Origin of the sequence: Panacagrimonas perspica, assembly GCF_004364935.1 — a bacterium.
In the GTDB taxonomy this organism is placed as follows: Bacteria; Pseudomonadota; Gammaproteobacteria; order Nevskiales; family Nevskiaceae; genus Panacagrimonas; species Panacagrimonas perspica.
In genome coordinates this window covers 2,422,042-2,445,456 of the sequence record NZ_SOBT01000008.1, presented here as the reverse complement: position 1 = coordinate 2,445,456, position 23,415 = coordinate 2,422,042, and the positions used below count along the sequence as shown (strand labels likewise).

At 63.3% G+C, this 23,415-nt stretch carries 22 protein-coding genes and 1 tRNA gene; 14 read left to right on the top strand and 9 right to left on the bottom strand.

Annotation, left to right across the window (positions count from 1 at the left end):
• Window positions 1-133 precede the first annotated feature (133 nt).
• The 5 genes from DFR24_RS11035 to DFR24_RS11015 all read right to left on the bottom strand — a co-directional run bounded on the left by DFR24_RS11035 (window position 134) and on the right by DFR24_RS11015 (window position 3,357).
• Window positions 134-1,042: a hypothetical protein gene (locus DFR24_RS11035; RefSeq protein ID WP_133881309.1), complete on the bottom strand. Its 909-nt coding sequence runs from the start codon at window positions 1,040-1,042 to the stop codon at window positions 134-136.
• 105 nt (window positions 1,043-1,147) lie between these two features.
• Window positions 1,148-2,104 (bottom strand): SOS response-associated peptidase family protein, encoded by a 957-nt coding sequence (locus DFR24_RS11030; RefSeq protein ID WP_133881308.1) that lies wholly within the window; start codon window positions 2,102-2,104, stop codon window positions 1,148-1,150.
• Between the two features lie 2 nt (window positions 2,105-2,106).
• Window positions 2,107-2,670 (bottom strand): RNA 2',3'-cyclic phosphodiesterase, encoded by a 564-nt coding sequence (gene thpR / locus DFR24_RS11025; RefSeq protein WP_281280165.1) that lies wholly within the window; start codon window positions 2,668-2,670, stop codon window positions 2,107-2,109.
• 7 nt (window positions 2,671-2,677) lie between these two features.
• Window positions 2,678-2,998, bottom strand: coding sequence for a hypothetical protein (locus tag DFR24_RS11020; protein ID WP_133881306.1), 321 nt, complete (start codon window positions 2,996-2,998; stop codon window positions 2,678-2,680).
• 2 nt (window positions 2,999-3,000) lie between these two features.
• On the bottom strand, window positions 3,001-3,357 hold the full coding sequence (locus DFR24_RS11015) for a hypothetical protein (protein WP_133881305.1): 357 nt from the start codon (window positions 3,355-3,357) through the stop codon (window positions 3,001-3,003).
• A gap of 575 nt (window positions 3,358-3,932) precedes the next feature.
• Between DFR24_RS11015 and DFR24_RS11010 the strand changes: the two genes are divergently transcribed.
• Complete coding sequence (locus tag DFR24_RS11010) at window positions 3,933-5,324, top strand: GIY-YIG nuclease family protein (protein WP_133881304.1); 1,392 nt, start codon at window positions 3,933-3,935, stop codon at window positions 5,322-5,324.
• A 178-nt stretch (window positions 5,325-5,502) separates the two neighbouring features.
• On the opposite strand, the gene DFR24_RS11005 is transcribed toward DFR24_RS11010, so the two are convergent.
• From DFR24_RS11005 to DFR24_RS10990, 4 genes are all read right to left on the bottom strand, one after another.
• Window positions 5,503-5,736 carry a hypothetical protein gene (locus tag DFR24_RS11005; RefSeq protein ID WP_133881303.1) on the bottom strand — a complete coding sequence of 78 codons (234 nt, stop codon included), beginning with the start codon at window positions 5,734-5,736 and terminating at the stop codon, window positions 5,503-5,505.
• A gap of 86 nt (window positions 5,737-5,822) precedes the next feature.
• Window positions 5,823-7,052, bottom strand: coding sequence for a tyrosine-type recombinase/integrase (locus tag DFR24_RS11000; RefSeq protein WP_133881302.1), 1,230 nt, complete (start codon window positions 7,050-7,052; stop codon window positions 5,823-5,825).
• A 511-nt stretch (window positions 7,053-7,563) separates the two neighbouring features.
• On the bottom strand, window positions 7,564-8,001 hold the full coding sequence (locus tag DFR24_RS10995) for an MliC family protein (protein WP_133881301.1): 438 nt from the start codon (window positions 7,999-8,001) through the stop codon (window positions 7,564-7,566).
• Between the two features lie 148 nt (window positions 8,002-8,149).
• A complete protein-coding gene (locus DFR24_RS10990) occupies window positions 8,150-9,451 on the bottom strand; it encodes an acyl-CoA dehydrogenase family protein (RefSeq protein WP_133881300.1) in 1,302 nt (433 codons plus the stop codon).
• Between the two features lie 50 nt (window positions 9,452-9,501).
• Here DFR24_RS10990 and DFR24_RS10985 point away from each other — a divergent pair, with 50 nt between their 5' ends.
• The 13 genes from DFR24_RS10985 to DFR24_RS10925 all read left to right on the top strand — a co-directional run bounded on the left by DFR24_RS10985 (window position 9,502) and on the right by DFR24_RS10925 (window position 23,372).
• The gene (locus tag DFR24_RS10985; protein ID WP_133881299.1) at window positions 9,502-10,539 is read left to right on the top strand and encodes a phosphotransferase family protein; all 1,038 of its coding nucleotides are present in this window, start codon (window positions 9,502-9,504) and stop codon (window positions 10,537-10,539) included.
• Between the two features lie 195 nt (window positions 10,540-10,734).
• A complete protein-coding gene (carA, locus tag DFR24_RS10980) occupies window positions 10,735-11,874 on the top strand; it encodes a glutamine-hydrolyzing carbamoyl-phosphate synthase small subunit (protein ID WP_133881298.1) in 1,140 nt (379 codons plus the stop codon).
• On the top strand, window positions 11,867-15,085 hold the full coding sequence (gene carB, locus DFR24_RS10975) for a carbamoyl-phosphate synthase large subunit (protein WP_133881297.1): 3,219 nt from the start codon (window positions 11,867-11,869) through the stop codon (window positions 15,083-15,085). The genes carA and carB overlap by 8 nt, the downstream gene beginning before the upstream one ends.
• 115 nt (window positions 15,086-15,200) lie before the next feature.
• Window positions 15,201-15,677: a transcription elongation factor GreA gene (gene greA / locus DFR24_RS10970; RefSeq protein ID WP_133881296.1), complete on the top strand. Its 477-nt coding sequence runs from the start codon at window positions 15,201-15,203 to the stop codon at window positions 15,675-15,677.
• A gap of 6 nt (window positions 15,678-15,683) precedes the next feature.
• Window positions 15,684-16,313 (top strand): 23S rRNA (uridine(2552)-2'-O)-methyltransferase RlmE, encoded by a 630-nt coding sequence (gene rlmE / locus DFR24_RS10965; protein WP_133881295.1) that lies wholly within the window; start codon window positions 15,684-15,686, stop codon window positions 16,311-16,313.
• A 54-nt stretch (window positions 16,314-16,367) separates the two neighbouring features.
• Window positions 16,368-18,293 carry an ATP-dependent zinc metalloprotease FtsH gene (gene ftsH / locus DFR24_RS10960; protein WP_133881294.1) on the top strand — a complete coding sequence of 642 codons (1,926 nt, stop codon included), beginning with the start codon at window positions 16,368-16,370 and terminating at the stop codon, window positions 18,291-18,293.
• 109 nt (window positions 18,294-18,402) lie between these two features.
• Complete coding sequence (gene folP, locus DFR24_RS10955; protein WP_133881562.1) at window positions 18,403-19,194, top strand: dihydropteroate synthase; 792 nt, start codon at window positions 18,403-18,405, stop codon at window positions 19,192-19,194.
• Window positions 19,191-20,531, top strand: coding sequence for a phosphoglucosamine mutase (glmM, locus tag DFR24_RS10950; protein ID WP_133881293.1), 1,341 nt, complete (start codon window positions 19,191-19,193; stop codon window positions 20,529-20,531). Before folP ends, glmM begins: the two co-directional genes overlap by 4 nt.
• A gap of 28 nt (window positions 20,532-20,559) precedes the next feature.
• Entirely contained in the window at window positions 20,560-21,333 is a 774-nt protein-coding gene (tpiA, locus tag DFR24_RS10945) for a triose-phosphate isomerase (RefSeq protein ID WP_133881292.1), read from the top strand.
• Between the two features lie 18 nt (window positions 21,334-21,351).
• Complete coding sequence (secG, locus tag DFR24_RS10940; protein ID WP_133881291.1) at window positions 21,352-21,747, top strand: preprotein translocase subunit SecG; 396 nt, start codon at window positions 21,352-21,354, stop codon at window positions 21,745-21,747.
• A 112-nt stretch (window positions 21,748-21,859) separates the two neighbouring features.
• Window positions 21,860-21,944 (top strand) — tRNA-Leu (locus DFR24_RS10935).
• 279 nt (window positions 21,945-22,223) lie between these two features.
• Window positions 22,224-22,424 carry a hypothetical protein gene (locus tag DFR24_RS10930; protein ID WP_133881290.1) on the top strand — a complete coding sequence of 67 codons (201 nt, stop codon included), beginning with the start codon at window positions 22,224-22,226 and terminating at the stop codon, window positions 22,422-22,424.
• A 168-nt stretch (window positions 22,425-22,592) separates the two neighbouring features.
• Entirely contained in the window at window positions 22,593-23,372 is a 780-nt protein-coding gene (locus DFR24_RS10925) for an SDR family NAD(P)-dependent oxidoreductase (RefSeq protein WP_133881289.1), read from the top strand.
• Window positions 23,373-23,415: the final 43 nt, after the last annotated feature.

Here is a 23,415-nt window from a genome sequence, read left to right as displayed (position 1 = left end):
TTCGAGCGTGAGGATTCCATGTCTTAGTGTCGCGCATGGAATACATCTGTCACCTACGCAAAAGCGGTGGTCGGTTAAATGGTCGAGATGTACGACGTTGCAAGTATCAAGGAAGAAATACGCTTGCTAATGGTTAGTTCCCGAATCCCTCTCTTCGTTCGAACGGCGATAGTGCCATTACATTATCGGACCAACGTCTATCGAGAGCGATAGCAACGCCATCCCCGTACACCCTGAAATTCTGAGGATCGTCACCGTCGTACATTTTAGCGTCGGGAGGATGCAAGAGAGCAGGGATTCGTCCGGAAAGTCCAAACAGGCGCAAATACCGCACACCCGTATCAAGCCCGACAGTTACGCCAACCTCTTCGATCTTTCTTACGAGAAATTGGCGACCTTGGATCAAGGCAACTTCGGCGCCTTCAGTAGCATCGATGATCCCAGAGTAATATCTGTGCATTACCGTATCGAGGTCGGTCTCGATATCGATCGCGCGCTCTGCCGCGTCTTCAGGATCGCAGAGATCGAAACGGAGGTAGGGCTCGAATGAAGCCTGAATGGCGACGCGTAGCGCAGGAGCTGCGCCGTTAATGGTGCGCAGTTGTCGTGTTTGCTCCTTAGCTGCGCGCATCGCGGGCTGATTGAATCCGTTTGACCTGCCTTTGGCCTCCGCAACGACCCACTCGCCTAACGCATTTTTCCCGACCAGATCCGGTTCCGACTTTCCTTTGAGATTGAACGAATGTCCAAGCGGCTTCAGCATCGAGACATGAAACAGCCACGGGGTTTTCAGCAGCCGATCGAATACCACCTTGGCGCTTATCATCCCCATGAAGTACGAGGCAGCCGCTTTTTCGGTCGGATCAAGGCTTTCGTAGAGAGAACTCTTCCCGTATCGCCCAGCGACATACTGCAAGTACGCATAAACGGTGTGCGTCCTAATAATAATGTCGCTTATTGAATTCCACCCGTGAGTAAATAAATGTGCAACGCCAGGCTTTCCAACGGTGATCGCGGCGTGAACGAGATCATTAAGCGGCACCCACAAGTCGTGGTGGCCGAGTAGTGAAGCCCCGGCTGATGGTGGAAACGCAGAAGCGCGATATGAAACTATCGGCATCGCAGTCGAGGAACCGCGCAGGTCATCTCACGCGGCCAGTCGATGCTCGTAGTACGGCCGTTCTCGGGCATCGAGAATTGCGTAGGACTTAACTAGGTCGCCATTCGGATCGAGCCAAGCATCGATATTGCCCGGATCGATCGGAATAATGCAGCGATCGTGCCCCGTCGCGGCGACTTCGGCCGGCGGCTCGTCTGTGATCGCAGCGAACGAGAGCAGCTCGCTGCCATCCGGCCCGATCCACCGCGACCAGAGGCACGCCGCGTGCATCACGCCGCCGGTCTGGGGCCGGAACTCGATCCTTACGTTCTCTTCGCTCTCGCCGTGTCGCAGTTCGCGGTCCTCCAAGCGATGTCGGGAAACGTTCTCGAAGAAGCTGGTCGCGAGGACGATCCCGTGTGTCTGCCCGAACTGGTTCTTCCAAAAGCCCTCAAGATTATCGCGTCGAGCGTTAAAGCAGCCCGGATATTTTTCGTCAAATGACGCTGGCATGCCGGCCGGCCTGCAAAGGTAGCGCATTGGCTTCACGACACGGTGTCCGTTTTCGAAGACCATGACAGGGCAGTAGCTCTTCGAGAAGATGCGCGAATCGCGTGACTTGGGTTCGGTCCGCTTGAGATCGTCGAGCCAGCCGAGCATCTGTTCGATTCTGTTGGTCGCAATACGCTTGTCGTTCGCGGCCTTCTTTGTAGGCTTGGCGTGGAGCGCACGCTCGGCATCGGCTAACCGCCGACGCTGCTTGAATATCTCCTGCTCCCATTTCTCGCTGTTCGACTTGTTATACGTCTGGATTAGCGATTTGATTGCGCGCTCGCCGTCCGTGCCGGGCTCGTCAAAGTTCGCGTCCATCCCCTTGGGGATCTTTACGGCGCCACCCTGAGAGCGGAAGACGTAGAGCCGAGCGAACTCGTCAATGTCGACTCGCGCACCGAATACTCGGACGTATTCCGAGTATCGCTGCTTAACCATGGCTGAGTAGCACATGGTCAGATGAGGGACATTTGAGCCGCAGTTGCTTCGACTCGTGAGCGCAACGACCAGCGGGCGATCTGCTCGTATGCAACGCCCTGACCCGCGAGCGAGCTTCGCATCAAAGAAAATGAATCGCAGCGCCATTCAACTGGCGCAATGCTAGTCGTGGCGAGCCGGGTCTTTGGATGGCGGGCGATGGTGACGTGTGGAACGAAGTGTTGGCGGTCATAGGCGACCTTCCGGGTGGTGATGGCGGTCTGTAGCGACTTTCGGAGCCGTTGAAGCTCGGGCGAGGCCTTGTGCTGGCCGAGCCACCACGCCGTAGGGAAGGAGCCCGCAGCGTCCAATGCGAAGGTAAATGGATCGCTGCTAACCGACTCCGCCGCTCCGCAGGCCGCTTGCTCGTCTTGAGCGGGGACGGCGTCACCTAGAAACATCAACGTCAGGTGGAGGTTCGCCTCGGGGACCTCGCGTCCCCCGTGCGCCAGCTTTAGCGCGATGCTCTTTGCGGCGAGCGTCATGGCTTCGCGAGTAGCCGCGTCAGGGAGCAGCGCGAAGAAGAGCCGATTAGGGACCATCATCTCGCTATGCCGTCTCCGAGCACAGGAGAGCGACCAGCTTGGCGGCGAAGCCGCTTTCGAGGACCAGCGTAGCGACGTCGCCTCGGGTGGCCGATTCAGGCCAGCCGACACACGTCACGCCCTCAGCGCGGCACCACGGGTAGAAGACAGTCATTCCGGCGGAGATGACGACCGTATAGTCCTCGGGGCTCTGCCCCGGTTCCAGCTGATCGACCTGGACGCACCCGTCACACCACGTCAGCACGGTTGCGCCGTCAGCGGTCGCCGCGCGGAGGACCGCCTCCGCATATGCATCCGCAACTTGGGCGAGGGTAGGGCGGATCATGATTACTCGGGCAAAGTTTCGGGGAAGTAATCCCATCCGAACCCTGCAGGCTCCTGCTCAATGCAGCCCGCCACAACCTCAAGGAATTCTGTGCCCATGAGATCTCGAACGATCTCATCCCGTAGCGCTGCATTCGATAAGCGAGGCGTGGCCCTTGCCAGTTCAGAAATTCGCGGGAGATACGCGGCGTAGCTGTCGGAAACGCACATTGAAACGTCGGTCGGATTCAGACCTTTCGGCATCTGAGTGACCTCCAGGCGACGGTTGTGCGCCTGAATTGCAGCCACGCGGCCGGTCTCTAAGTGCAAGAGCACTGCGTCCGCGTATGCGTTGGCTGCCTCCTGACGAGGAATGGGCATGTTCTGCTATGAATCCGCATGGGCTTGGGCCTGATGTTAGCCCGGGCTCCGAGCGATAGGTAAACGCAGAGGCGGGCCGATACGACCCGCCCAGCCGTCACGCCCAGACAGATGCGCGGCGCGGGCCACGTATGAGATTCTCAGGCGGGGTTGGATCGAAATCGGACGGGGCCGATGAGACAGAAATTTACCTGCATGAGATGCGGATACATCGGGGTGCCGATTCACGGCATCGAGGAAGAAGAAGACGAAGAGGGCACGCGTTTCGTCGGCTGCGACTCATGCGGGACACGGCATCTGGTCGTGATGTTCGAGAAGAGGCGGTTCGAAATTCTCAGAATTCACCCGGACGACTTGGATCTATGGCTGTCCAGATAAGCGGATGGGGATGGAACTCTCATGTTGCCGCGGCCAGCGGTCTCCTCGGATATTCCAGTCAGCCACTTACAGTGTTAACCCTCGCTCTGCTTTGAGCAGAGGGAGTGGCTATCCGTGATAGGACTGTGACATCACAATGTGGAGAGCTGTGCGGAGATTGAGACTCATCTAAAAACGCGAGAAAAGTGACGAGAGAAATGAGAAACGCTTATCGAGAGCCAGTAAAGTACAAGCCAATTCAGGCAAGCGGCAATCTCTACTATGTGCGTTTAAAAACGCCTATGGGGGTTATGTATAAGTTTGGATATACAACACTTAGCTCCGCTAGAGAGCGGCTCGCCCTTCGGCAGAACGGAGACGAGCGGTATCTAGATCGCGTGCTCTTCTTCGGGCATTTTGATAATGCCGCGGACATCGAGCAGGCTGTCCATGAGCGCTTTGCTGGTCACGCGCTTTTCAGCAGGTTCGGCCCCCAGGTTGATATGCCCCTCTACAACAATGGGCAATCAGAGCTGTATTCAACGGACATTCTGCGGCTGGACCCGTTGTATAACATTAGCCAGTCGCGGCAAACGGAAAAAAATATCACTACAAAAATGTACGGTCAGACCGCAGAGCTTACGGCTCAGCAAGCTATCGCTCAGCAAGAATCGGACGCCCTTATAGAGCGGATGACGCCTTTCATCCGGGCGCTATTTCGGATGTTAGATTTTATTTCTAATATCTTTGCTTCGAATATCGAGCGCCGAAGAACATCTTTGATTAAAAGCCTCAATAAGCGCATTGCAGCAGAGGCGGAGCGAGACATAGAACTGGGCTTCGTCGACACTGAAAGAGCGCGACGATTGAAGGAGAAGATCATCGCGGACAGATTGAAAGAAAAAGAGGACAGGATCCCGTCTATAGAACGGGACATCGTTTGTGCTATGGCTGCTCTCAAGGAAAGAGATATCAAACGCTTCGAATCAATAGTGGACATTGAAGCGTTTGGGGCTAATGTCGCGGATGCGATGACCCAAGATTTTGTCGTTTTTTCGGATTATCTGGGGGTCGCGAGCAATGCGTGGATGATTAAGCTCGTTGACGCCATGGCCGATGCCGGTTCAACGGAACTTCTGCTTCGCCCGGTTCGGGAGACCTACTGCGCCGCACTGCGCGAGCTGGTGAGTTTGCATCAGTTGAGAGATGAAGATCTTCATCTTCCAAACGAGGATGTATATAAGGAAGAGGAGCCATCATCAGCAGAGCACGAACAGGGGCTTTCATCTCATCTCGCAGGGTACTTCGCCCCTAAAATTTTCCTCGATCTTTTCGGTCGAAAGTGGACGCTTCCGGACGTTCCAACGTTTAAGCGCGGCGCGAGCTGGGTAGAGTTTCCGATCCAAATCGAAAACGACTCTCCGGTATTCTCAGGCGAGCTTATTCTCCGTGTGTCACGAGCGGCATCGAGAAGACTTGAATTGAGTTTCCCGACTTTCATTCAACTGTTAGCGAATGCGCAGGAAACTACCGGTCACGTCGTTCGGGGAATTAACCATATGGGGCTGGAACTTCGTCAGTCTTCCATGGAGCAAGAGGCGACGGTGTAGCTCACGCAAGCGCCTTTTGAACGCGCTGCCGGTCACTCGGACGATCGGAGGACCAATGTTCTGAGCGATGGCGTTTTAGGCGCGGGGGATCCGCTCAGAAAGCGGCAGCGCCTTTCGGGCTGCCGCCGCTTCATGAAGCATCCTTTGGCGACTCGCGCCGCGTTGATTTGGTCGTTGTCTAGACGCGCTCACGCAGGTCGAAGTCGCTGGTCGGTCGGCCTCCGATCCAGACGTCGCCCTTAACTGTCCAGCTAACGCCTTCTCGGCCTGCGGGTGTTTCGACGTACCCGCGCCACATGGCGAGGCCGTGCTCGTCTTCGGGGAGCTTGTCGACGACGACGGCGCTCAGACCGGCGCGGGTCAGATAGTGCCCTGGACGCGGGCGAGCGGCTTTGCTTTGGGCTAGTGACATTGTCAGCTCCTTATCTCTGTAGGCGTCGGCGGGTTCGGCCGCTTCGACGCGAATGCTCGCCCCATCCGCGGCGCGCGTGCGGTCTCTCAAATCGCTTCTACCTGCGGCACAGGCGCGCGATGGGTTTGCCCGCTTGCGCAGAACGCCGCCCAATCGCGCATCAGCGCCGCGCGCTTCTCGAAAAGATCCCCGCGCCGATATGCGGCCTCGGTTTTGTTCGGGATGGAGTGCGCGAGGGCCATCTCCGCAACGTCCCTCGGATAGCTGGTCGCCTCCGCACACCAATCGCGGAAAGTGCTCCGAAACCCATGCGTCGTGAGGTCCCCGCGCTTCATTCGTTTCAACGTCGCGAGTAACGCCATATTCGAGAGCGGCTTGCTCTCTTTCATTCCAGGGAACACGAACCCACGGTCTGTTCCTGAGAGCCCCTCAAGGATCTCGACAGCGCGATCGGACAGCGGAACGTGGTGCGGCTTGCCGCCCTTCATTCGATCGGCCGGCACCCTCCAAACCCGGGACTCGAGATCGAATTCGTTTTCGATCGCGCCGATTACCTCGCCAGTTCGCCCTGCGGTGAGGATCGCGAACTCCAAGGCCAGCGGGCCAATGCCGTTTTGTACTCGCAGTGCCGCCATAAACGCGGGCAGCTCGGAGTAATGAAGCGCGGCGTGGTGCTTAACCTTGCGCACCTTGGTCGGGCGGGGGAGCAGTCTTTCAAGACCCCCGCGCCACCGCGCAGGGTTGCCGGCCGTTCGCCATTTCAAAACGATGGCGTAGTCGAGCACGATCTCGATCCTCGATCGGACGCGGGTTGCCGTCTCGGTTTTTGTCGTCCATATCGGCGACACGATGCCCAGCACGTCGTCCGTCGTGATCTCCGACACCGCGGTGTCCCCGATCTTTGGGTAGACGTAGGTCGCAAGGGTGTTCTGCCACTGCTGGAGGTGCTTGGCGTTTTTCCATCCCGCCTTGTTCGCTTCGATAAAAGCGTCGCCGGCGGCCTTGAACGTCTTTGCTGCCAGCACGGACGCGGTCCGGGCCGTCGCGAGCGCCCGCCGGGCCTCGATGGGGTCGATCTTGTCGCGGAGCAATGCTCGGGCTTCGGCGGCTTTCTGCCGAGCCTCCGCGAGTGGTACGTCGGGGAACGGGCCGAGGCCCATCTCTCGGGCTTTCCCTTGCAGCATGAAGCGGAAGAGCCACGCCTTACTGCCCGTAGGACCGACCTGCAGCCAGAGCCCGCCGCCGTCGCCGTGCAGACCGGTACTCCTTTTAAGTAGCCCCACCGCTTGGAGCTTTCCCGTTTGTCGCCGCGCCATCTGTAACCCTCAAAAGCGACCCGCAAAAAACTGGATGTCGGGGCAGGAATCTCGCGCTCGATCTAATCTTGGCCGGCTTTTTGATCCTCAACCCAACCCACAAACCCGCACTGGATGGTGGTGGATGCCTGTGAACGTCGTCAAGCAATTAACGGACAAAAACAGGGCATTTAACGGATAGACTGAGCGACCATAGGCATCCACCCACATTCATTATGGCGGACGCTCTCTCCGCCACAAGCGAAAAAAAGGGCCCGAAAGGGCCCTTTTTTTGTGGCGCAGAGCGGGATTCGAACCCGCGATAAACAAACCTGGGGTTCGACCATTTCGAATCCGGTCCGCCGAAGGCGGAGAAACGAGTCCAGTGGACTCGTTTCAGGATGAGAAAGCCGCGGCAGCGGCCCCCGGCTTCACCGGAGAGGGCGTGAGCGCAGCGAACAATCCCGCGGAGTGAGTCGTTCCGCAGGGCCAGTCGATTCGCCCCCGGCTTACCTGCGCTACGCGTCGCGCCCTACTTGTTCGGATTCTCAATACACCCCTCGATGAACTCCCCCGTCGTGCCATCCGCCGCCTGCGTATAGAGGTTGCCATTGGCGCCCTGCCCACGGCCGTTGACCCACCACTCGTAGCCGGCCGTGATGTAGCGCGTCGGTTCCGCCGCCTCGGCCTTGAACTCGAGCGGCTTGTCCTTGTACGTGAATTTCGCGACACCCGGCTTGTAGCTGACGGCCAGGACGATGTTGCTCGAGCACAGGTACTTCGTATTGGCCGGCGCGTCGGCCGAGCCGCCACCCGAAGCCGCCGGCGCGGCAGCGGCCGGTGCGGATGTCGAGGCGGCTGCGCTGTCCGTGGCCGCCGTGGATTCTTCCTTCTTGGAGCAGGCGACGAGGCCCACGGCGAACAGGGAGGCGAGGAGTGCGGCGTGATGCAACGGGCGAACGGCTGACACGGGGTGGGCTCCTTGAGTTCTTATATGAGAGGCGCCTGCGGTGGCGGCAGTGCGGTCACCGGGCGAGCCGACCTTCGCACGGCCCGCGGCAGGCCGGCAACGCGACGGCATCGTCGAGTCCCGGCCGCGATCCCGGACTTCGTCCGGGCTACGTCGCAGGGAGGTCCGCGAAGTCGCGCTTGCGTGGACCTGCGTACCCGAACAGCCAGGCCGCGACCTTGCGCATCTGGATCTCTTCCGAGCCCTCGGTGATGCGATAGCGCCGGTGATGGCGATAGATGTGCTCGAACGGCTTGTGGCGCGAGTAGCCGAGGCCACCGTGCACCTGCATCGCGCGATCCGCGGCTTCGCAGCACAGCCGGTTCGCCCAGTAGTTGCACATCGAGACCTTGTCCGAGAGCTGCTTCTCGACCTCCGGGTGCGGCATCTGGTCCATTTCCCAGGCCGTCTTGCGGATCAGCAGGCGCAGCATCTCGATCTGCGTCGCCAGCTCGACGAGCGGCCACTGGATGGCCTGGTTCTCCGCCAGGGCTTCGCCGAAAGGCTTGCGCTGCCGCGCGTAGCGGACGCTTTCCTGCACGCAGTAGTGGGCGGCGCCCAGCGACGACGCGGCCTGACGAATGCGGTTCTCGTGCACGAAGGCCTGGGCGACCGCCAAGCCTGCGCCTGCTGCGCCGAAGCGCGCTTCGTCGGGCACCCACACATTCGTGAAGCTCACGCGCGGGTGATCCGTGGGCATGTTGAACGTCCACAGGTATTCCTCGATCTTCACGCCCGCCGCCTGCGCCGGGACGATGAAGGCCGTGATGCCGCGCGCCTCACCAGCCTTGCCGCTGCTGCGCGCGAACACCACCACGTGAGTGGCCGTGTGCATGCCGGTGGTCCACATCTTTTCGCCGTCGAGGCGCCAGCCGTCGACCCCATCGCGGATGTCGGGAACCGCTTGCGTTTCCATGTGCGTTGCGTCTGAGCCGTGGCCGGGTTCGGTCAGGCCGAAGGCCATGCGCACGTCGCCGTCCAGCGCTCCGCGGATGTATGCCTCCTTCTGCGCGGGAGTGCCGAAGTCGCGCAGCATCACGATCACCGGGAAATTGCCGACGATCGAGTGTTCGTTCTGCAGGTCGTTGTGCAGCCCCAGGCCCTTGGCCGCGAGGTGCTCGCGGATCACCGCCATCCACAGGTTGTTGCCGCCGTCGCCGCCGAACTCGCGCGGCAACGAGTACCGATAGAACCCGGCGCGGTCGGCACGGCGCTTGGCTTCGTCGAGCAGGGCTTCCCATTCGACGCGCGGGATTCCGCCGCCTTCGAAGTCGGTGCGTGCCCACTCGCGGCGATGATCGAAGAAGCGCTCGTTGTCGTCCTGCGCCTGCAGCGGGTCGATCTCCGCAGCGATGAAGGCGTCGAGACGCGCGAGGTAGGTGACCAGCTCGGCGGGTAGCGAGAAATCCATGGGCGGGCCCCGGTGCGAAAGCGAAGGTGTGCGTGCAAGCTTGGCCAATCATGAACGGACCTGCTCGCGAAGAAGACCCGCCCGGATTCGATCGCTCCGCGCTGGAGCACTTCCTGCGCGAAACGCTGCCCGTGGGGCCGGGTGCGATGCGGCTGGAGCGGATCGGCGGCGGCCAGTCCAATCCGACGTTCTTTCTCGGGTTCGGCGACGAATCGCGCTACGTCCTGCGCAAGCCGCCGGCGGCGACGGGCCTTGCGCCGGGCGCGCACGCGGTGGATCGCGAAGTGCGCGTGCTCCGGGCGCTGGCGTCCACGGCGGTCCCGGTGCCCCGCGTCGCGTTGTTCCATGCGGAGCCGGGGCTGATCGGTACGCCGTTCTATGTGATGGAGCGGCTCGAGGGCCGCGTGATCCCGTGGTTCTCGTCGCCGGGTCTCGAGGCGGCGGAGCGCAGGGAGATGTTCTTCCAGATGGCCGGCACCCTGGCTGCGTTGCACCGCGTCGACTGGCAGGCGCTGGGACTGGCGGATTTCGGCAAGCCAGGAAACTTCTTCCGGCGTCAGGTCGAGCGCCTGGTGCGCCAGTTCCAGGATCTGCCGGTGGCACGCACGCCGCAGGGCGGTCGCCTTGCGGCCTGGCTGGTCGAGCACGTGCCGGCGGACGAGACGACGACGATCGCGCACGGGGATTTTCGCATCGGAAACCTGATGTTCCATCCGACAGAGCCGCGCGTGGTCGGCGTGCTGGACTGGGAACTGTCGACCTTGGGCCATCCGCTGTCGGACCTCGCCTACGGGCTGATGGCCTGGCATCTCGACGCGGGCCAGTTCGACGGGCTGCGCGGGCTGGATGCCGCCGCCCTGGGAATCCCGACCGAAGATCAGTACCTCGAGCGCTACTACGCGGGCGCGCCGCTGACGCCGAAGATCGCGCCGTTCCATCTGGTGTTCGCGCTGTTTCGCGGCACCGTGATGGCCGAGGGCATCGTGGCGCGCGGCCGGGCCGGGCTGGTGGCGGACGAAGGTGCGCGGCGTTTTGCGCTGCTCGCCCCGGTTTTCATGCGCCGCGCGCTCGAGATCAGCGGGCTCTGACGCGGTCGACGGATCATGTTTGCGCCCGGTGGACACTTATTGCCCGGCGATTCTCGCGATACGTGGCGGCTGTAACGAACTTTCGATGGACGCACCGCACCCCCGCCGGTAAAATTCCAAATCGATCTCGCGCGGGGGGCTCACGCCCCCCGATTTGTGTGCGCGACCCGAAAGCCCACCTGATTCTCCGAGCCGATGACGAATCTCAAGCCGGCCCTGCTTGCCCTCGCCGACGGTAGCGTTTTCGAAGGCGTTTCCATTGGTATCGACGGCAAGACGGTTGGCGAGGTGGTGTTCAACACCGCCATGACCGGCTACCAGGAAATCCTCACCGATACTTCGTACCGTCAGCAGATCGTCACGCTGACCTATCCCCATATCGGCAATGTGGGCGTGAATGCCGAAGACGCCGAGTCGGGCGCCGTGCAGCTCGCGGGCCTGGTGTTGCGCGAAGTGCCGCGCCGCCACAGCAATTTCCGCTCGACGCAGGATTTCACCGACTACCTGCAGACGCAGAAGGTGGTGGCGATCGCCGGCATCGATACCCGCCGCCTGACGCGCCTGCTGCGCGACAAGGGGGCGCAGAACGGCGCCATCCTGGCGGGGGCGAAAGTCAGCGAGAAAGCAGCGCTCGCCGCGGCGCGCGAGTTCCCCGGCCTCAAGGGCATGGACCTGGCCAAGGTCGTGACGACGCCGTCGGTCTACGAGTGGACGACGGGCTCCTGGACGCTGGAGACCAATCGCGAGACCCAACTGGCCAACCCGCGCTTCAAGGTCGTGGTCTGCGACTACGGCATCAAGCGCAATATCCTGCGCATGCTGGTCGACCGCGGCTGCCACGTGACCGTGGTGCCGGCGCAGATGTCCGCCAAGGACGTGCTGGCGATGAAGCCGGACGGCGTGATGCTGGCCAACGGACCCGGTGACCCCGAGCCCTGCGACTACGCGATCGCCAGCGCGCGCGAGTTCATGAAGAAGAAGGTTCCACTGTTCGGCATCTGCCTGGGCCACCAGATCATGGGGCTGGCCACCGGCGCGAAGACGCTGAAGATGAAGTTTGGCCACCACGGCGCGAACCACCCGGTGCAGGACATCGAGTCGGGCCGCGTGCTGATCACCAGCCAGAACCATGGTTTCGCGGTCGACGAGGCCACGTTGCCGAAGAACGTGCAGGTCACGCACCGTTCGCTGTTCGACGGCAGCAACCAGGGCATCCGGGTGCTCGATGCGCCGGCCTTCAGTTTCCAGGGACATCCCGAGGCGAGCCCCGGCCCGCACGACGTGTCCTACCTGTTCGATCGTTTCGTGAAGATGATGGAGTCGCAGAATGGGTAAGCGCACGGACCTGAAGTCGGTCCTGATCATCGGCGCCGGCCCCATCGTCATCGGCCAGGCCTGCGAGTTCGACTACTCCGGCGCCCAGGCCTGCAAGGCGCTGCGCGAAGAGGGCTACCGGGTGATCCTGGTGAACTCGAATCCGGCGACGATCATGACGGACCCGGAAATGGCCGATGCCACGTACATCGAGCCGATCCGCTGGCAGACCGTGGCCGCGATCATCGAGAAGGAGCGCCCGGACGCGCTGCTGCCGACGATGGGCGGCCAGACCGCACTGAACTGCGCGCTGGATCTCGAGAAGCACGGCGTGCTCGAGAAGTTCGGCGTGCAGATGATCGGCGCCAACGCGCACGCGATCGACCTCGCCGAGGACCGCCAGAAGTTCCGCGACGCGATGACCGAGATCGGCCTGGGTTCGGCGCGATCCGGCGTGGCGCACACGATGGACGAGGCGCTGGCGATCCAGGCCGGCATCGGCTTCCCGGTGATCATCCGCCCGAGCTTCACGCTCGGCGGCACCGGCGGCGGCATCGCCTACAACAAGGAAGAGTTCGACGAGATCGTCACGCGCGGTCTCGATCTTTCGCCGACCACGGAAGTCCTGATCGAGGAATCCCTGCTCGGCTGGAAAGAGTTCGAGATGGAGGTCGTCCGCGATCGCAAGGACAACTGCATCATCGTCTGCTCGATCGAGAACTTCGATCCGATGGGCGTGCACACGGGCGACAGCATCACCGTCGCGCCGGCGCAGACGCTGACGGACAAGGAATACCAGATCATGCGCAACGCGAGCATCGCGGTGCTGCGCAAGATCGGCGTGGATACCGGCGGCTCCAACGTGCAGTTCGCGATCAATCCGGACGACGGTCGCATGATCGTCATCGAGATGAATCCGCGCGTGTCGCGCTCGAGCGCACTGGCGTCGAAGGCCACCGGTTTCCCGATCGCCAAGATCGCGGCCAAGCTCGCCATCGGCTACACGCTGGACGAGCTCAAGAACGACATCACCGGTGGCGTCACGCCGGCGTCGTTCGAGCCGAGCATCGATTACGTCGTCACCAAGGTGCCGCGTTTCACGTTCGAGAAATTCCCGCAGGCCGACTCGCGGCTCACGACGCAGATGAAGTCGGTGGGCGAAGTCATGGCCATCGGCCGCAACTTCCAGGAATCGATGCAGAAGGCCTTGCGCGGGCTGGAAGTCGGTTCCGACGGCTTCGATCCGCAGGTGAAGATCGGTTCGGAAGAATCGCTCAACAAGATCATCGAGGAACTGGTCACGCCGCGCGCCAAGCGCATCTGGTACGTGGCCGACGCGTTCCGTGCCGGGCTGTCGGTGCCGGAAGTCTTCAAGTTCTCGAAAATCGATCCCTGGTTCCTCGACCAGATCGCCGAGCTCGTCGCCGTCGAGTCCGACATCGCGCAGCAGAAGATCACGCAGATCGAAGCTGCCGAGCTGCGCCGCTACAAGCGCCTCGGATTCTCGGATCGCCGCATCGCCAAGCTGATCGGCGTCAAGGAAGAGTCGGTGCGCAAGCGCCGCATCGGCCTGGGCATCCGTCCGGTGTTCAAGCGCGTGGATTCCTGCGCCGCCGAGTTCGCGTCGTCCACTGCGTACATGTATTCGAGCTACGACGAGGAGTGCGAAGCCGCGCCTACGTCGCGCGACAAGATCATGATCCTGGGCGGCGGGCCGAATCGCATCGGGCAGGGCATCGAGTTCGACTACTGCTGCGTGCACGCGGCGCTCGCGCTGCGCGAGGACGGGTTCGAGACCATCATGGTCAACTGCAACCCCGAAACCGTCTCCACGGATTACGACACGTCGGATCGCCTGTACTTCGAACCGCTGACGTTCGAGGACGTGATGGAGATCATCGACCTCGAACAGCCCAAGGGCGTGATCGTGCAGTTCGGTGGCCAGACGCCGCTGAAGCTGGCGCGTGCACTGGAAGCGGCGGGCGCACCGATCATCGGCACGTCGCCGGATTCGATCGATCTGGCCGAAGACCGCGAGCGTTTCCAGAAGCTGGTCGAGAAGCTCAAGCTGCTGCAGCCGCCCAACGGGACCGCGCGTTCCGAGAAGCAGGCGCTGACGGTCGCCAACAAGGTCGGCTATCCGCTGGTCGTGCGACCGAGCTACGTGCTCGGCGGCCGTGCGATGGAAATCGTCCACGACGACGAAGACCTGATGCGCTACATGACGGAGGCCGTGAAGGTCTCCAACGATTCGCCGGTGCTGCTGGACCGTTTCCTCAACAACGCAGTCGAGGTCGACGTCGATGCGCTGTCCGACGGTCAGACCGTCGTCATCGGCGGCATCATGGAGCACATCGAGGAAGCCGGCGTGCACTCCGGTGACTCGGCCTGCTCGCTGCCCGCGTACTCACTGCCGGCGAGCGTGCTCGACGACATCCGCGACCAGATCTTCAAGCTGGCCAAGGCGCTCAACGTCGTGGGCCTGATGAACGCGCAGTTCGCCGTGCAGGGCGAGAAGGTCTACCTGCTGGAAGTGAATCCGCGCGCCTCGCGCACCAGCCCGTTCGTATCCAAGGCCATCGGCCGGCCGCTGGCGAAGATCGCGGCACGCTGCATGGTCGGCAAATCGCTGAAGTCGCAGGGTATCGAGAAGGAACTGATTCCCTCGTACTACTCGGTCAAGGAAGCGGTCTTCCCGTTCAACAAGTTCCCGTCGGTCGACCCGCTGCTCGGTCCCGAGATGCGTTCGACGGGCGAAGTCATGGGTGTCGGCGCGACGTTCGGCGAGGCCTTCTTCAAGGCCTTGCTCGGCGGCGGCAACGCGATTCCGCGCAGCGGCGCGGCGTTCCTGTCGGTGCGTGACAGCGACAAGGCCAAGGCCATCGACGTGGCACGCCTGCTGACGGCCAAGGGCTTCACCGTGGTGGCCACGCACGGCACCGCCGAGGAAATCCGTCGCGCCGGCATCGCCTGCGAAGGCGTGAACAAGGTCAAGGAAGGCCGGCCGCACTGCGTGGACATGATCAAGAGCGGCCAGATCCAGTTCATCGCCAATACCACCGACGGCAAGAAGTCGATCGAGGAGTCGCGCTCGATCCGTTCGGCCGCGATCCAGCACAAGGTCTGCTATTTCACGACGATTTCCGGCGCCCATGCTGCAGCCGTCGCGATGGATTTTCTCGACAATCGAGAGGTCCATCGCCTGCAGGATCTGCACCAGACCGTTGGCTAGGCGATAATTTTCTGCCGCGCCGGCACTCGGCGCGGCTTATCCGAGCGTGAGTCCGAAGGGGAGCGCAGCAGCGCTCCCTGCGTCATTTTTTTGTTATTCGTAAAAGGTGAACACCATGAGCCGAGTGCCGATCACTAAGCATGGCGAAGAGAAGCTGCGCGAAGAGCTGCGCGTCCTGAAGTCCGAGGCGCGCCCCCGGGTCATCGCCTCGATCGCGGAGGCGCGGGCCCATGGCGACCTGCGCGAGAACGCGGAGTACCACGCGGCCAAGGAACAGCAGGGTTTCATCGAGGGCCGCATCGGCGAGATCGAGGGCAAGCTCTCGGCCGCCCAGGTGATCGACATCACCAAGATGGAGAACACCGGCAAGGTGATCTTCGGGGCCACGGTGAAGCTGGTCGACACCGAATCCGAGGACGAGCGGACCTACCGCATCGTCGGCGACGACGAGGCGGATTCGAAGAACGGCCTGATTTCGTACAACTCGCCGATCGCGCGCGCGCTGATCGGCAAGGTCGCGGGTGACGTCGTGCTCGTCGCCGCGCCCGGCGGCCAGCGCGAGTTCGAGATCCTGTCGGTCGAGTACATCTGAGGATTTGTGTCCAAGAAGCGCCGACCCAGTTCGGCTCAATGGATCGCCGAACATAGAGCCGACATCTATGTGAAAGAGGCGCATCGGCTGGGTTTCCGCTCGCGCGCCGTCTTCAAGCTCAAGGAAATCAGCGAGCGCGACCACCTCGTGAAGCCGGGCCAGGTGGTCGTCGACCTGGGTGCGGCGCCGGGCGGCTGGAGCCAATGGGCACGGCCCTTGCTCGGGATCAAGGGGCGCCTGATCGCCCTGGACATCCTGCCGATGGAGGAGATCCCCAACGTCGAGATCATCGTGGGGGATTTTCGCGAAGAGGCGGTACTCAAGGAATTGCAGGGCCGGATCGGGGACAGGGCGGTCGACCTTGTGTTGTCCGACATGGCCCCCAACGTCTCGGGAATCGACAGTGCGGATCAGGTCGGGCAGCTGTATCTGTGTGAGCTGGCGCTGGATTTCGCCAAGGCACATCTCAAGACCGGCGGTCACATGCTGGTGAAGGTGTTCCAGGGCGAGGGGTTCGAGGATTTCATCAAGAGTCTGAGAGCGGAGTTCGAGTCGGTGGCCATCCGCAAACCGAAGGCTTCGCGCCCTCGGAGTCGGGAGGTTTATCTGCTGGCGAGGAGTCTGCGCCGGGTGTAAGGTGCAAATCAGGCGGCCCAGCGCTTGCGGGCCGTGGCGAAGAGGATCAAGGCTTTGAACGACTTAGCGAAGAATCTCCTGCTCTGGGTGGTCATCCTGGTGGTGCTCATCAGTGTGTTCCAGAGCTTCGCCAACCGCGGGCGCGGACAGCAGCCCGTGGCGTACTCGGATTTCCTCGAGCAGGTGAAGCAGGGGCAGGTCGCCGACGTGAAGATCGCGGGCGACGTCATCGCCGGCCAACTCAAGGGCGGCACCCGCTTCGAGACGATCAGCCCCGAGACGGACAACCGCTCGATGATCGGCACGCTGATCGACAACAACGTGAAGTTCACGGGCGAGATGCCGAAGGGCACGCCGTGGCCGCTGCAGCTTCTGTTCAACGCCTTCCCGATCCTGCTGCTGATCGCGGTCTGGGTGTACTTCATGCGCCAGATGCAGGGCGGCGGCGCCGGCCGGGGGGCGATGAGCTTCGGCAAGAGCCGCGCTCGCATGCTCAACGCCGACCAGGTCAAGATCACGTTCAACGACGTGGCGGGTGTCGAGGAAGCCAAGCAGGAAGTGGGCGAGCTCGTCGACTTCCTGAAGGATCCGGGCAAGTTCCAGAAGCTGGGCGGCAAGATTCCGCGCGGCGTGCTGATGGTGGGGTCGCCGGGTACCGGCAAGACCTTGCTGGCCAAGGCCATCGCGGGTGAGGCCGGCGTGCCGTTCTTCACGATCTCCGGTTCGGACTTCGTCGAGATGTTCGTCGGCGTCGGCGCCAGCCGCGTGCGCGACATGTTCGAGCAGGCCAAGAAGCACGCCCCCTGCATCATCTTCATCGATGAAATCGACGCGGTCGGCCGTCATCGCGGTGCCGGTCTGGGTGGCGGTCACGACGAGCGCGAGCAGACGCTCAACCAGTTGCTGGTCGAGATGGACGGCTTCGAGGGCAACGAGGGCGTCATCGTCATCGCCGCCACCAACCGGCCGGACGTGCTCGACCCTGCGCTGCTGCGTCCGGGTCGCTTCGATCGTCAGGTCGTCGTGCCGCTGCCGGACGTGCGCGGCCGCGAGCAGATCCTCAAGGTCCACATGCGCGCCGTGCCGCTGCACGACGGCGTGAAGCCCGACATCATCGCGCGCGCCACGCCCGGCTTCTCGGGTGCGGACCTGGCCAACCTCGTCAACGAGGCGGCGCTGTTCGCCGCGCGCGGCAACAAGCGCCTGGTGGATCACGACGACTTCGAGCGCGCCAAGGACAAGATCATGATGGGCGCCGAGCGGCGCTCGATGGTGATGTCCGAGGACGAGAAGAAGCTCACCGCGTACCACGAGGCCGGTCACGCCATCGTGGGTCTCTCGGTGCCGTCGCACGATCCCGTCTACAAGGTCACGATCATTCCGCGCGGCCGTGCGCTGGGCGTCACGATGTTCCTGCCCGAGGAAGATCGTTACAGCTACACGCGCGAACGCCTGAATTCCCAGATCTGTTCGCTGTTCGGCGGGCGTCTGGCCGAGGAGATCATCTTCGGCATCGACAAGATCACGACCGGTGCCAGCAACGACATCGAGCGGGCGACCAACATCGCGCGCAACATGGTCACGAAGTACGGCATGTCCGAGGCCCTCGGCCCGTTGTCGTACGGCGAAGACAACGGCGAGGTCTTTCTCGGCAAGAGCGTCACGCAGACCAAGAACGTCTCCGACGACACGGCGAACTCCATCGACCGCGAGATCCGCTCGGTCATCGACTTCAACTATGAGCGCGCGAAGAAGGTCCTGGAGGACAAGATGGACGTCCTCCACGCCATGGCGCAGGCCCTGCTCAAGTACGAGACGATCGACGCCGAGCAGCTCGCCCGCCTGATGCGGGGCGAGGATCCGGGGCAGCCGGAAAGCTGGAACGACAACGGTGGCCGTCCCAACACGCCGCCGCCGCCGCGCGCGTCGGGCAGCCCGGCGGGCCAGGTGCCGCCGCCTGCCGCACCCAAGCCGGTTTGATCGTCGACACGGTTCGTAACGGGGCCAGCGCGAGCTGGCCCCGCTTCGTTTTGATCCCTTGATCCTCCGCTTCCGCGACGGCTCGCTCGACCTGTCCACGCCGCGCGTGATGGGCGTGCTGAACCTCACCTCTGACTCGTTCTCCGACGGCGGCCGCTACGTCTCGCTGGACAAGGCGCTCGCGCATGCCCGGCAGATGGCGTCCGAAGGCGCCGACCTGATCGATGTCGGCGGCGAATCCACGCGTCCCGGCGCACAGCCGGTCTCCGAACAAGAGGAGCTCGATCGCGTCGTTCCGGTCATCGAGCGCCTGCGGGATTCCATCGGCTGCGTCCTCTCGATCGACACGATGAAGCCTGCGGTGATGCGGGCAGCCTGTGCGGCCGGCGCGCAGCTGGTGAACGACGTCAACGCGCTGCGGGCGCCGGGCGCCATCGAGGCCGTGCGGGATGCTGGCGCGGCCGCCTGCCTGATGCACATGCAGGGCGAGCCGCGGACGATGCAGGTCGCGCCGCACTATCTCGACGTGCTCGCCGAGATCACCGACTTCCTGCTCGAACGCGTGCACGAGTGCGTGGACTACGGGATCTCGCGCGAGTCGCTGCTGCTCGATCCGGGCTTCGGTTTCGGCAAGACGCTGGAGCACAACCTGTCGCTGCTGGCGCGCGTTCCTGCGATCGCCGCCCTGGGATTCCCGGTGCTGGTGGGCCTGTCGCGCAAATCGATGTTCCAGAAACTCTGCGGTGCGGCGGTGGACCAGCGCCTGCCGGCGAGCCTGGCCGCGGCCACGGCCGCGGTGCTGGGGGGAGCGGCCATCGTGCGCGCGCACGATGTGCGCGAGACTCGCGATGCGGTGCGGGTTGCCGCTGCCATTCGAGCCGCGGGGGAGGAGAGTTCGTGAAAAGAAAATACTTCGGGACCGACGGCGTTCGCGGTCCGGTCGGCAGCGCGCCGATGACGCCGGATTTCGCGCTCAAGCTGGGTTGGGCTGCCGGCCGTGTCCTCGCACGCACGCCCGGTGCGCGCGTGCTGATCGGCAAGGACACGCGACGCTCGGGCTACATGTTCGAATCCGCGCTCGAGGCGGGCTTCGCAGCCGCGGGCGTGGAGAGCGACATGCTCGGCCCGCTGCCGACGCCGGGCGTGGCCTACCTGACCCGCGCGCTGCGTGCGCAGGCCGGCGTCGTGATCTCGGCCTCGCACAATCCGCATCACGACAACGGCGTGAAATTCTTCGGTCCAGACGGTGGAAAGCTCAGCGACGAGGTCGAGGCCGAGATCGAGGCGCTGATGGAACAGCCGCTCGAATGCGTGCCCTCGGACGAGTTGGGCCGGGCGCGGCGCATCGACGACGCGCAGGGCCGCTACATCGAATTCTGCAAGAGCAGCTTTCCGCTCAATCGCAGCCTCAAGGGCATGCGCGTCGCGATCGATTGCGCCAACGGCGCGGCCTATCGCACCGGGCCGGCCGTGTTCGCCGAACTGGGCGCGCAGACGATCGTCATCGGTGACAGGCCCGACGGCCTCAACATCAATCAGGATTGCGGATCCACGCATCTGGACGCGCTCAAGCGCGTCGTCAGCGAGCGCAAGGCCGACCTCGGTATCGCACTCGATGGCGATGCCGACCGCTGCCTGATGGTCACCGCCGGCGGCGACGAGATCGACGGCGACGAGATCCTCTACATCATCGCGCGCAGCCGGCTGGCGTCGGGAGATCTGAAGGGGCCGGTGGTCGGCACGCAGATGTCCAACCTGGGCCTCGAGCGTGCGTTCGAGGCCCTTGGTATCAGCTTCAAGCGCGCCAAGGTCGGCGACCGCTACGTGCTGGAAATGCTCAAGGAGCACGGCGGCTCGCTGGGCGGCGAGACCTCGGGTCACACGCTCTGTCTGGACCGCACGACGACCGGCGACGGAACGATCACCGCGCTGCAGGTGCTGGCCGCGATTATGGAGTCGGGCCGCAGCCTGGCTGACCTGGCAGCGGGCATGAGCAAGTTCCCACAGGTCCTGATCAACGTCCGGCTCGCCGGCGCCGCGGACCGCGTCATGGCGGCCCCCTCGGTGAAGGCCGCGGTGATCGAGGCCGAGGCGAAGCTCGCGGGGCGAGGTCGCGTACTCTTGCGGCCCTCGGGAACCGAGCCGCTGATCCGCGTCATGGTCGAAGCGCAGGACGCGGCGGAGACGCAGGCGGCGGCAGCGTTCATCGCCGACCACGTCCGCGCGGTGGCAGCCTGAGCAGAGAAGAACTCCAAGGAGAGAGACGATGAAGCGCCAGTATCTTGTCGCCGGCAACTGGAAAATGAACGGCAGCCTCGAGGCCAATCGCACGCTCGTCGCGGGCATCGCGGCCGGGCTCGAGGCCTGTGCCCAGGTCGAAGTGCTCGTCTGCCCGGCCGCGGTCCACATCGGGCAGGTCCGGGAATTGATCGGTTCGACGCGCATTCGCCTGGGCGGCCAGAACCTCGCCGACCAGGAAAAGGCTGGCGCCTTCACCGGCGAAACCCATGGGGCGATGCTCAAGGAACTGGGCTGCTCCTACGTGCTCGTCGGGCATTCCGAGCGCCGCGCGCTCTATGGCGAGACCGACGCGATCGTGGCGGCCAAGTTCAAGGTTGCGCAGGCGCTGGGCTTGGTTCCGGTGCTGTGCCTGGGCGAGACGCTGGAAGAGCGGGACGGCAACCGCACCGAGGCTGTGCTCGGGCGTCAGCTCGGCGCGGTGATCGACGCCGCGGGGGTCGCCGCTTTCGGCGCTAAGGCCGTGATCGCCTATGAGCCGGTCTGGGCCATCGGCACCGGCCGGACGGCGACCGCAGCCCAGGCCCAGGCCGCCCATGCCTTCCTGCGCGGCCAGCTTGCGAATCGCGATGCTACAATCACGGGCTCGACTCGCATCCTGTACGGCGGAAGCGTCAAGCCGGACAATGCCCTGGAGCTGTTCGCCGGTGCGGACGTGGATGGCGGATTGATTGGTGGTGCGTCGTTGAAGAGCAGCGATTTCCTCGCGATCTGCGCGGGCGCGCAGGCACAGCAGGCTTAAGAGAGCAGGGTTGTCTCCATGCATACGGTTCTGGTGGTAGTTCAGGTTCTGGTGGCGGTTGCCCTGATCGGTCTCGTGCTGATCCAGCACGGCAAGGGCGCCGACGCAGGTGCAGCCTTTGGCAGCGGTGCCTCCGGCACCGTGTTCGGTGCGCGCGGCGCGGCCAATTTCCTGACCCGGACCACGGCCTGGCTCGCGGCCGCGTTCTTCGCGTCCAGCCTGGGCCTGGCCTATCTGGTCAATGACCGCACGGGTCGTACCAGTGGAAGCGTCACGGACCAGATCGAGACACCTGCGCCCGGGCCGGTCACCGAAGAGCCCCGCCTGATCATCCCGGCCCCCGCCGAGGCACCGGCGGCCGTTGCGCCGCAGGCTCCGGCTCCGGCCGAAGAGGCGCCCAAAGTTCCTGAGTGAAATCCGGGTGGTCGCGAGAAGAATCCGGGCGAGACAAAGCCGGGTCGACTCGCTAAGATTCGCGCCCCTCGCCCTGGGCAGCTGAACCATCGGGCCGACTCGCAGATTGATTGCCGACGTGGCGGAATTGGTAGACGCACTACCTTGAGGTGGTAGCGGCGAAAGTCGTGGGGGTTCGAGTCCCTCCGTCGGCACCAAGTAAGGGTCCATCGTGATCCACAGAAGTACAGAAACCCCCGCGAACATGCGGGGATTTTTGTTTCTGGCGCCCGGTAAGGCCCAATGCTCGGACATCCGGTCCGAAGCCGGGCTACGGTCCGGGTATCGGGTATCGACCCCGAAGCGATGCCGCCACCGAACCTTCCCAGGCGCGTGAGTGGCGAGGCCGAAGCACGTGGCACTTCAGGGGCGAGATCGACCAGGCGTGCCGGCAACCGCCGGACAAGTCGTTTCGCCATCTCCACGATCTCGAAGCGGTGCGGACAGCCTTCGACGCGCTCGGCTTCCATCGCAGGGGTGACCTCGGTCGCCTGGACGCGCAGGGCAAGATCAAGATCATGGGGCGTGTCACGGACATGTTGCTGCGCGGCAGCCGCAACATCAGCCTGCTGATGATCGAGGAGCACCTGGTCGCGCATCCCGCCGTGGACCGGACGGCGAGTGTTCAGCTCGTTTAATCAAGACAGGCGACTGCCGCAGCCATCACGCTGCCGGAGCGACGGCTGACATCGCCCGATCGCTGAGCGCGCATCACCTTTGCCAACAGGGATTGCCGACGGCGCCGCTTCGAATCAACGCTGGCGTTACCGGCGTACATCCATCGTTATGCAAAGGGGAGTCTCGCTATGGCGACGAAACCGGCGGACCGCTTGAAGGACAAGGTGGCGATCGTAACGGGTGCTGCTTCCGGTATCGGTGCGGCAACCGCGACGCTGTTCGCGAAGGAAGGCGCCAAGGTCGTCGTTGCCGACATCAACCAACAGGGCGGGGCGCAGGTCGTCGAATCCATTCGCAGTGCGGGCGGGATTGCAGATTTCGTTCGAGCCGACGTCAGCAAGCACGCCGATATCCGCGCGATGATCGAGTTTGCCGTGAAGACCTACGGTGGCCTGGACGTCCTGGTCAACAACGCCGGCCTGGAGATCACGAAGAACGAAGTCGATACGACCGAGGAGGAGTGGGACAGGGTCTTCGACGTCAACGTAAAGGGCGTTTTCCTTGCTACCAAGTATGCGGTGCCGGAGATGAAGAAGAGAGGCGGCGGTTCCATCGTCAACATATCTTCTGCCTACGGAATCGTCGCATCGAACGGGTTTGCGGCGTATCACGCCTCGAAGGCGGCCGTTCGGCATCTCACCAAGGCGACCGCACTGGCACACATCAAGGAAGGCATCCGCGCCAACGTGATCTGCCCGGGCGTCATCGATACCCCGATGTTGCAAGCCGCGTACAAGAACGCGATGGATCCTGTGGCGATGGAGGAGATCTTCCTGCGCGGGCAGCCGATCGGTCGGGCCGGACGCCCCGAAGAACTCGCCTACGGGTGCCTGTTCCTTGCATCGGATGAATCCAGCTTCTGCGTGGGCGCCGATCTTTCAATCGATGGCGGCTTCGTCGCGCAGTAAGGCGCCTCCGACGGCCCGGGTGCCATGACCCAGGCCCGCGTCA

Coding starts and splice junctions, on each gene's coding strand:
- folP (WP_133881562.1), top strand. CDS start 18,403: ATGGGCGTGCTGAACCTCACCTCTGACTCGTTCTCCGACGGCGGCCGC.
- carA (WP_133881298.1), top strand. CDS start 10,735: ATGACGAATCTCAAGCCGGCCCTGCTTGCCCTCGCCGACGGTAGCGTT.
- secG (WP_133881291.1), top strand. CDS start 21,352: ATGCATACGGTTCTGGTGGTAGTTCAGGTTCTGGTGGCGGTTGCCCTG.
- carB (WP_133881297.1), top strand. CDS start 11,867: ATGGGTAAGCGCACGGACCTGAAGTCGGTCCTGATCATCGGCGCCGGC.
- DFR24_RS11000 (WP_133881302.1), bottom strand. CDS start 7,052: ATGGCGCGGCGACAAACGGGAAAGCTCCAAGCGGTGGGGCTACTTAAA.
- DFR24_RS10985 (WP_133881299.1), top strand. CDS start 9,502: ATGAACGGACCTGCTCGCGAAGAAGACCCGCCCGGATTCGATCGCTCC.
- tpiA (WP_133881292.1), top strand. CDS start 20,560: ATGAAGCGCCAGTATCTTGTCGCCGGCAACTGGAAAATGAACGGCAGC.
- DFR24_RS11030 (WP_133881308.1), bottom strand. CDS start 2,104: ATGTGCTACTCAGCCATGGTTAAGCAGCGATACTCGGAATACGTCCGA.
- DFR24_RS10925 (WP_133881289.1), top strand. CDS start 22,593: ATGGCGACGAAACCGGCGGACCGCTTGAAGGACAAGGTGGCGATCGTA.
- greA (WP_133881296.1), top strand. CDS start 15,201: ATGAGCCGAGTGCCGATCACTAAGCATGGCGAAGAGAAGCTGCGCGAA.
- thpR (WP_281280165.1), bottom strand. CDS start 2,670: ATGGTCCCTAATCGGCTCTTCTTCGCGCTGCTCCCTGACGCGGCTACT.
- DFR24_RS11015 (WP_133881305.1), bottom strand. CDS start 3,357: ATGCCCATTCCTCGTCAGGAGGCAGCCAACGCATACGCGGACGCAGTG.
- DFR24_RS10990 (WP_133881300.1), bottom strand. CDS start 9,451: ATGGATTTCTCGCTACCCGCCGAGCTGGTCACCTACCTCGCGCGTCTC.
- DFR24_RS11010 (WP_133881304.1), top strand. CDS start 3,933: ATGAGAAACGCTTATCGAGAGCCAGTAAAGTACAAGCCAATTCAGGCA.
- DFR24_RS11020 (WP_133881306.1), bottom strand. CDS start 2,998: ATGATCCGCCCTACCCTCGCCCAAGTTGCGGATGCATATGCGGAGGCG.
- DFR24_RS11005 (WP_133881303.1), bottom strand. CDS start 5,736: ATGTCACTAGCCCAAAGCAAAGCCGCTCGCCCGCGTCCAGGGCACTAT.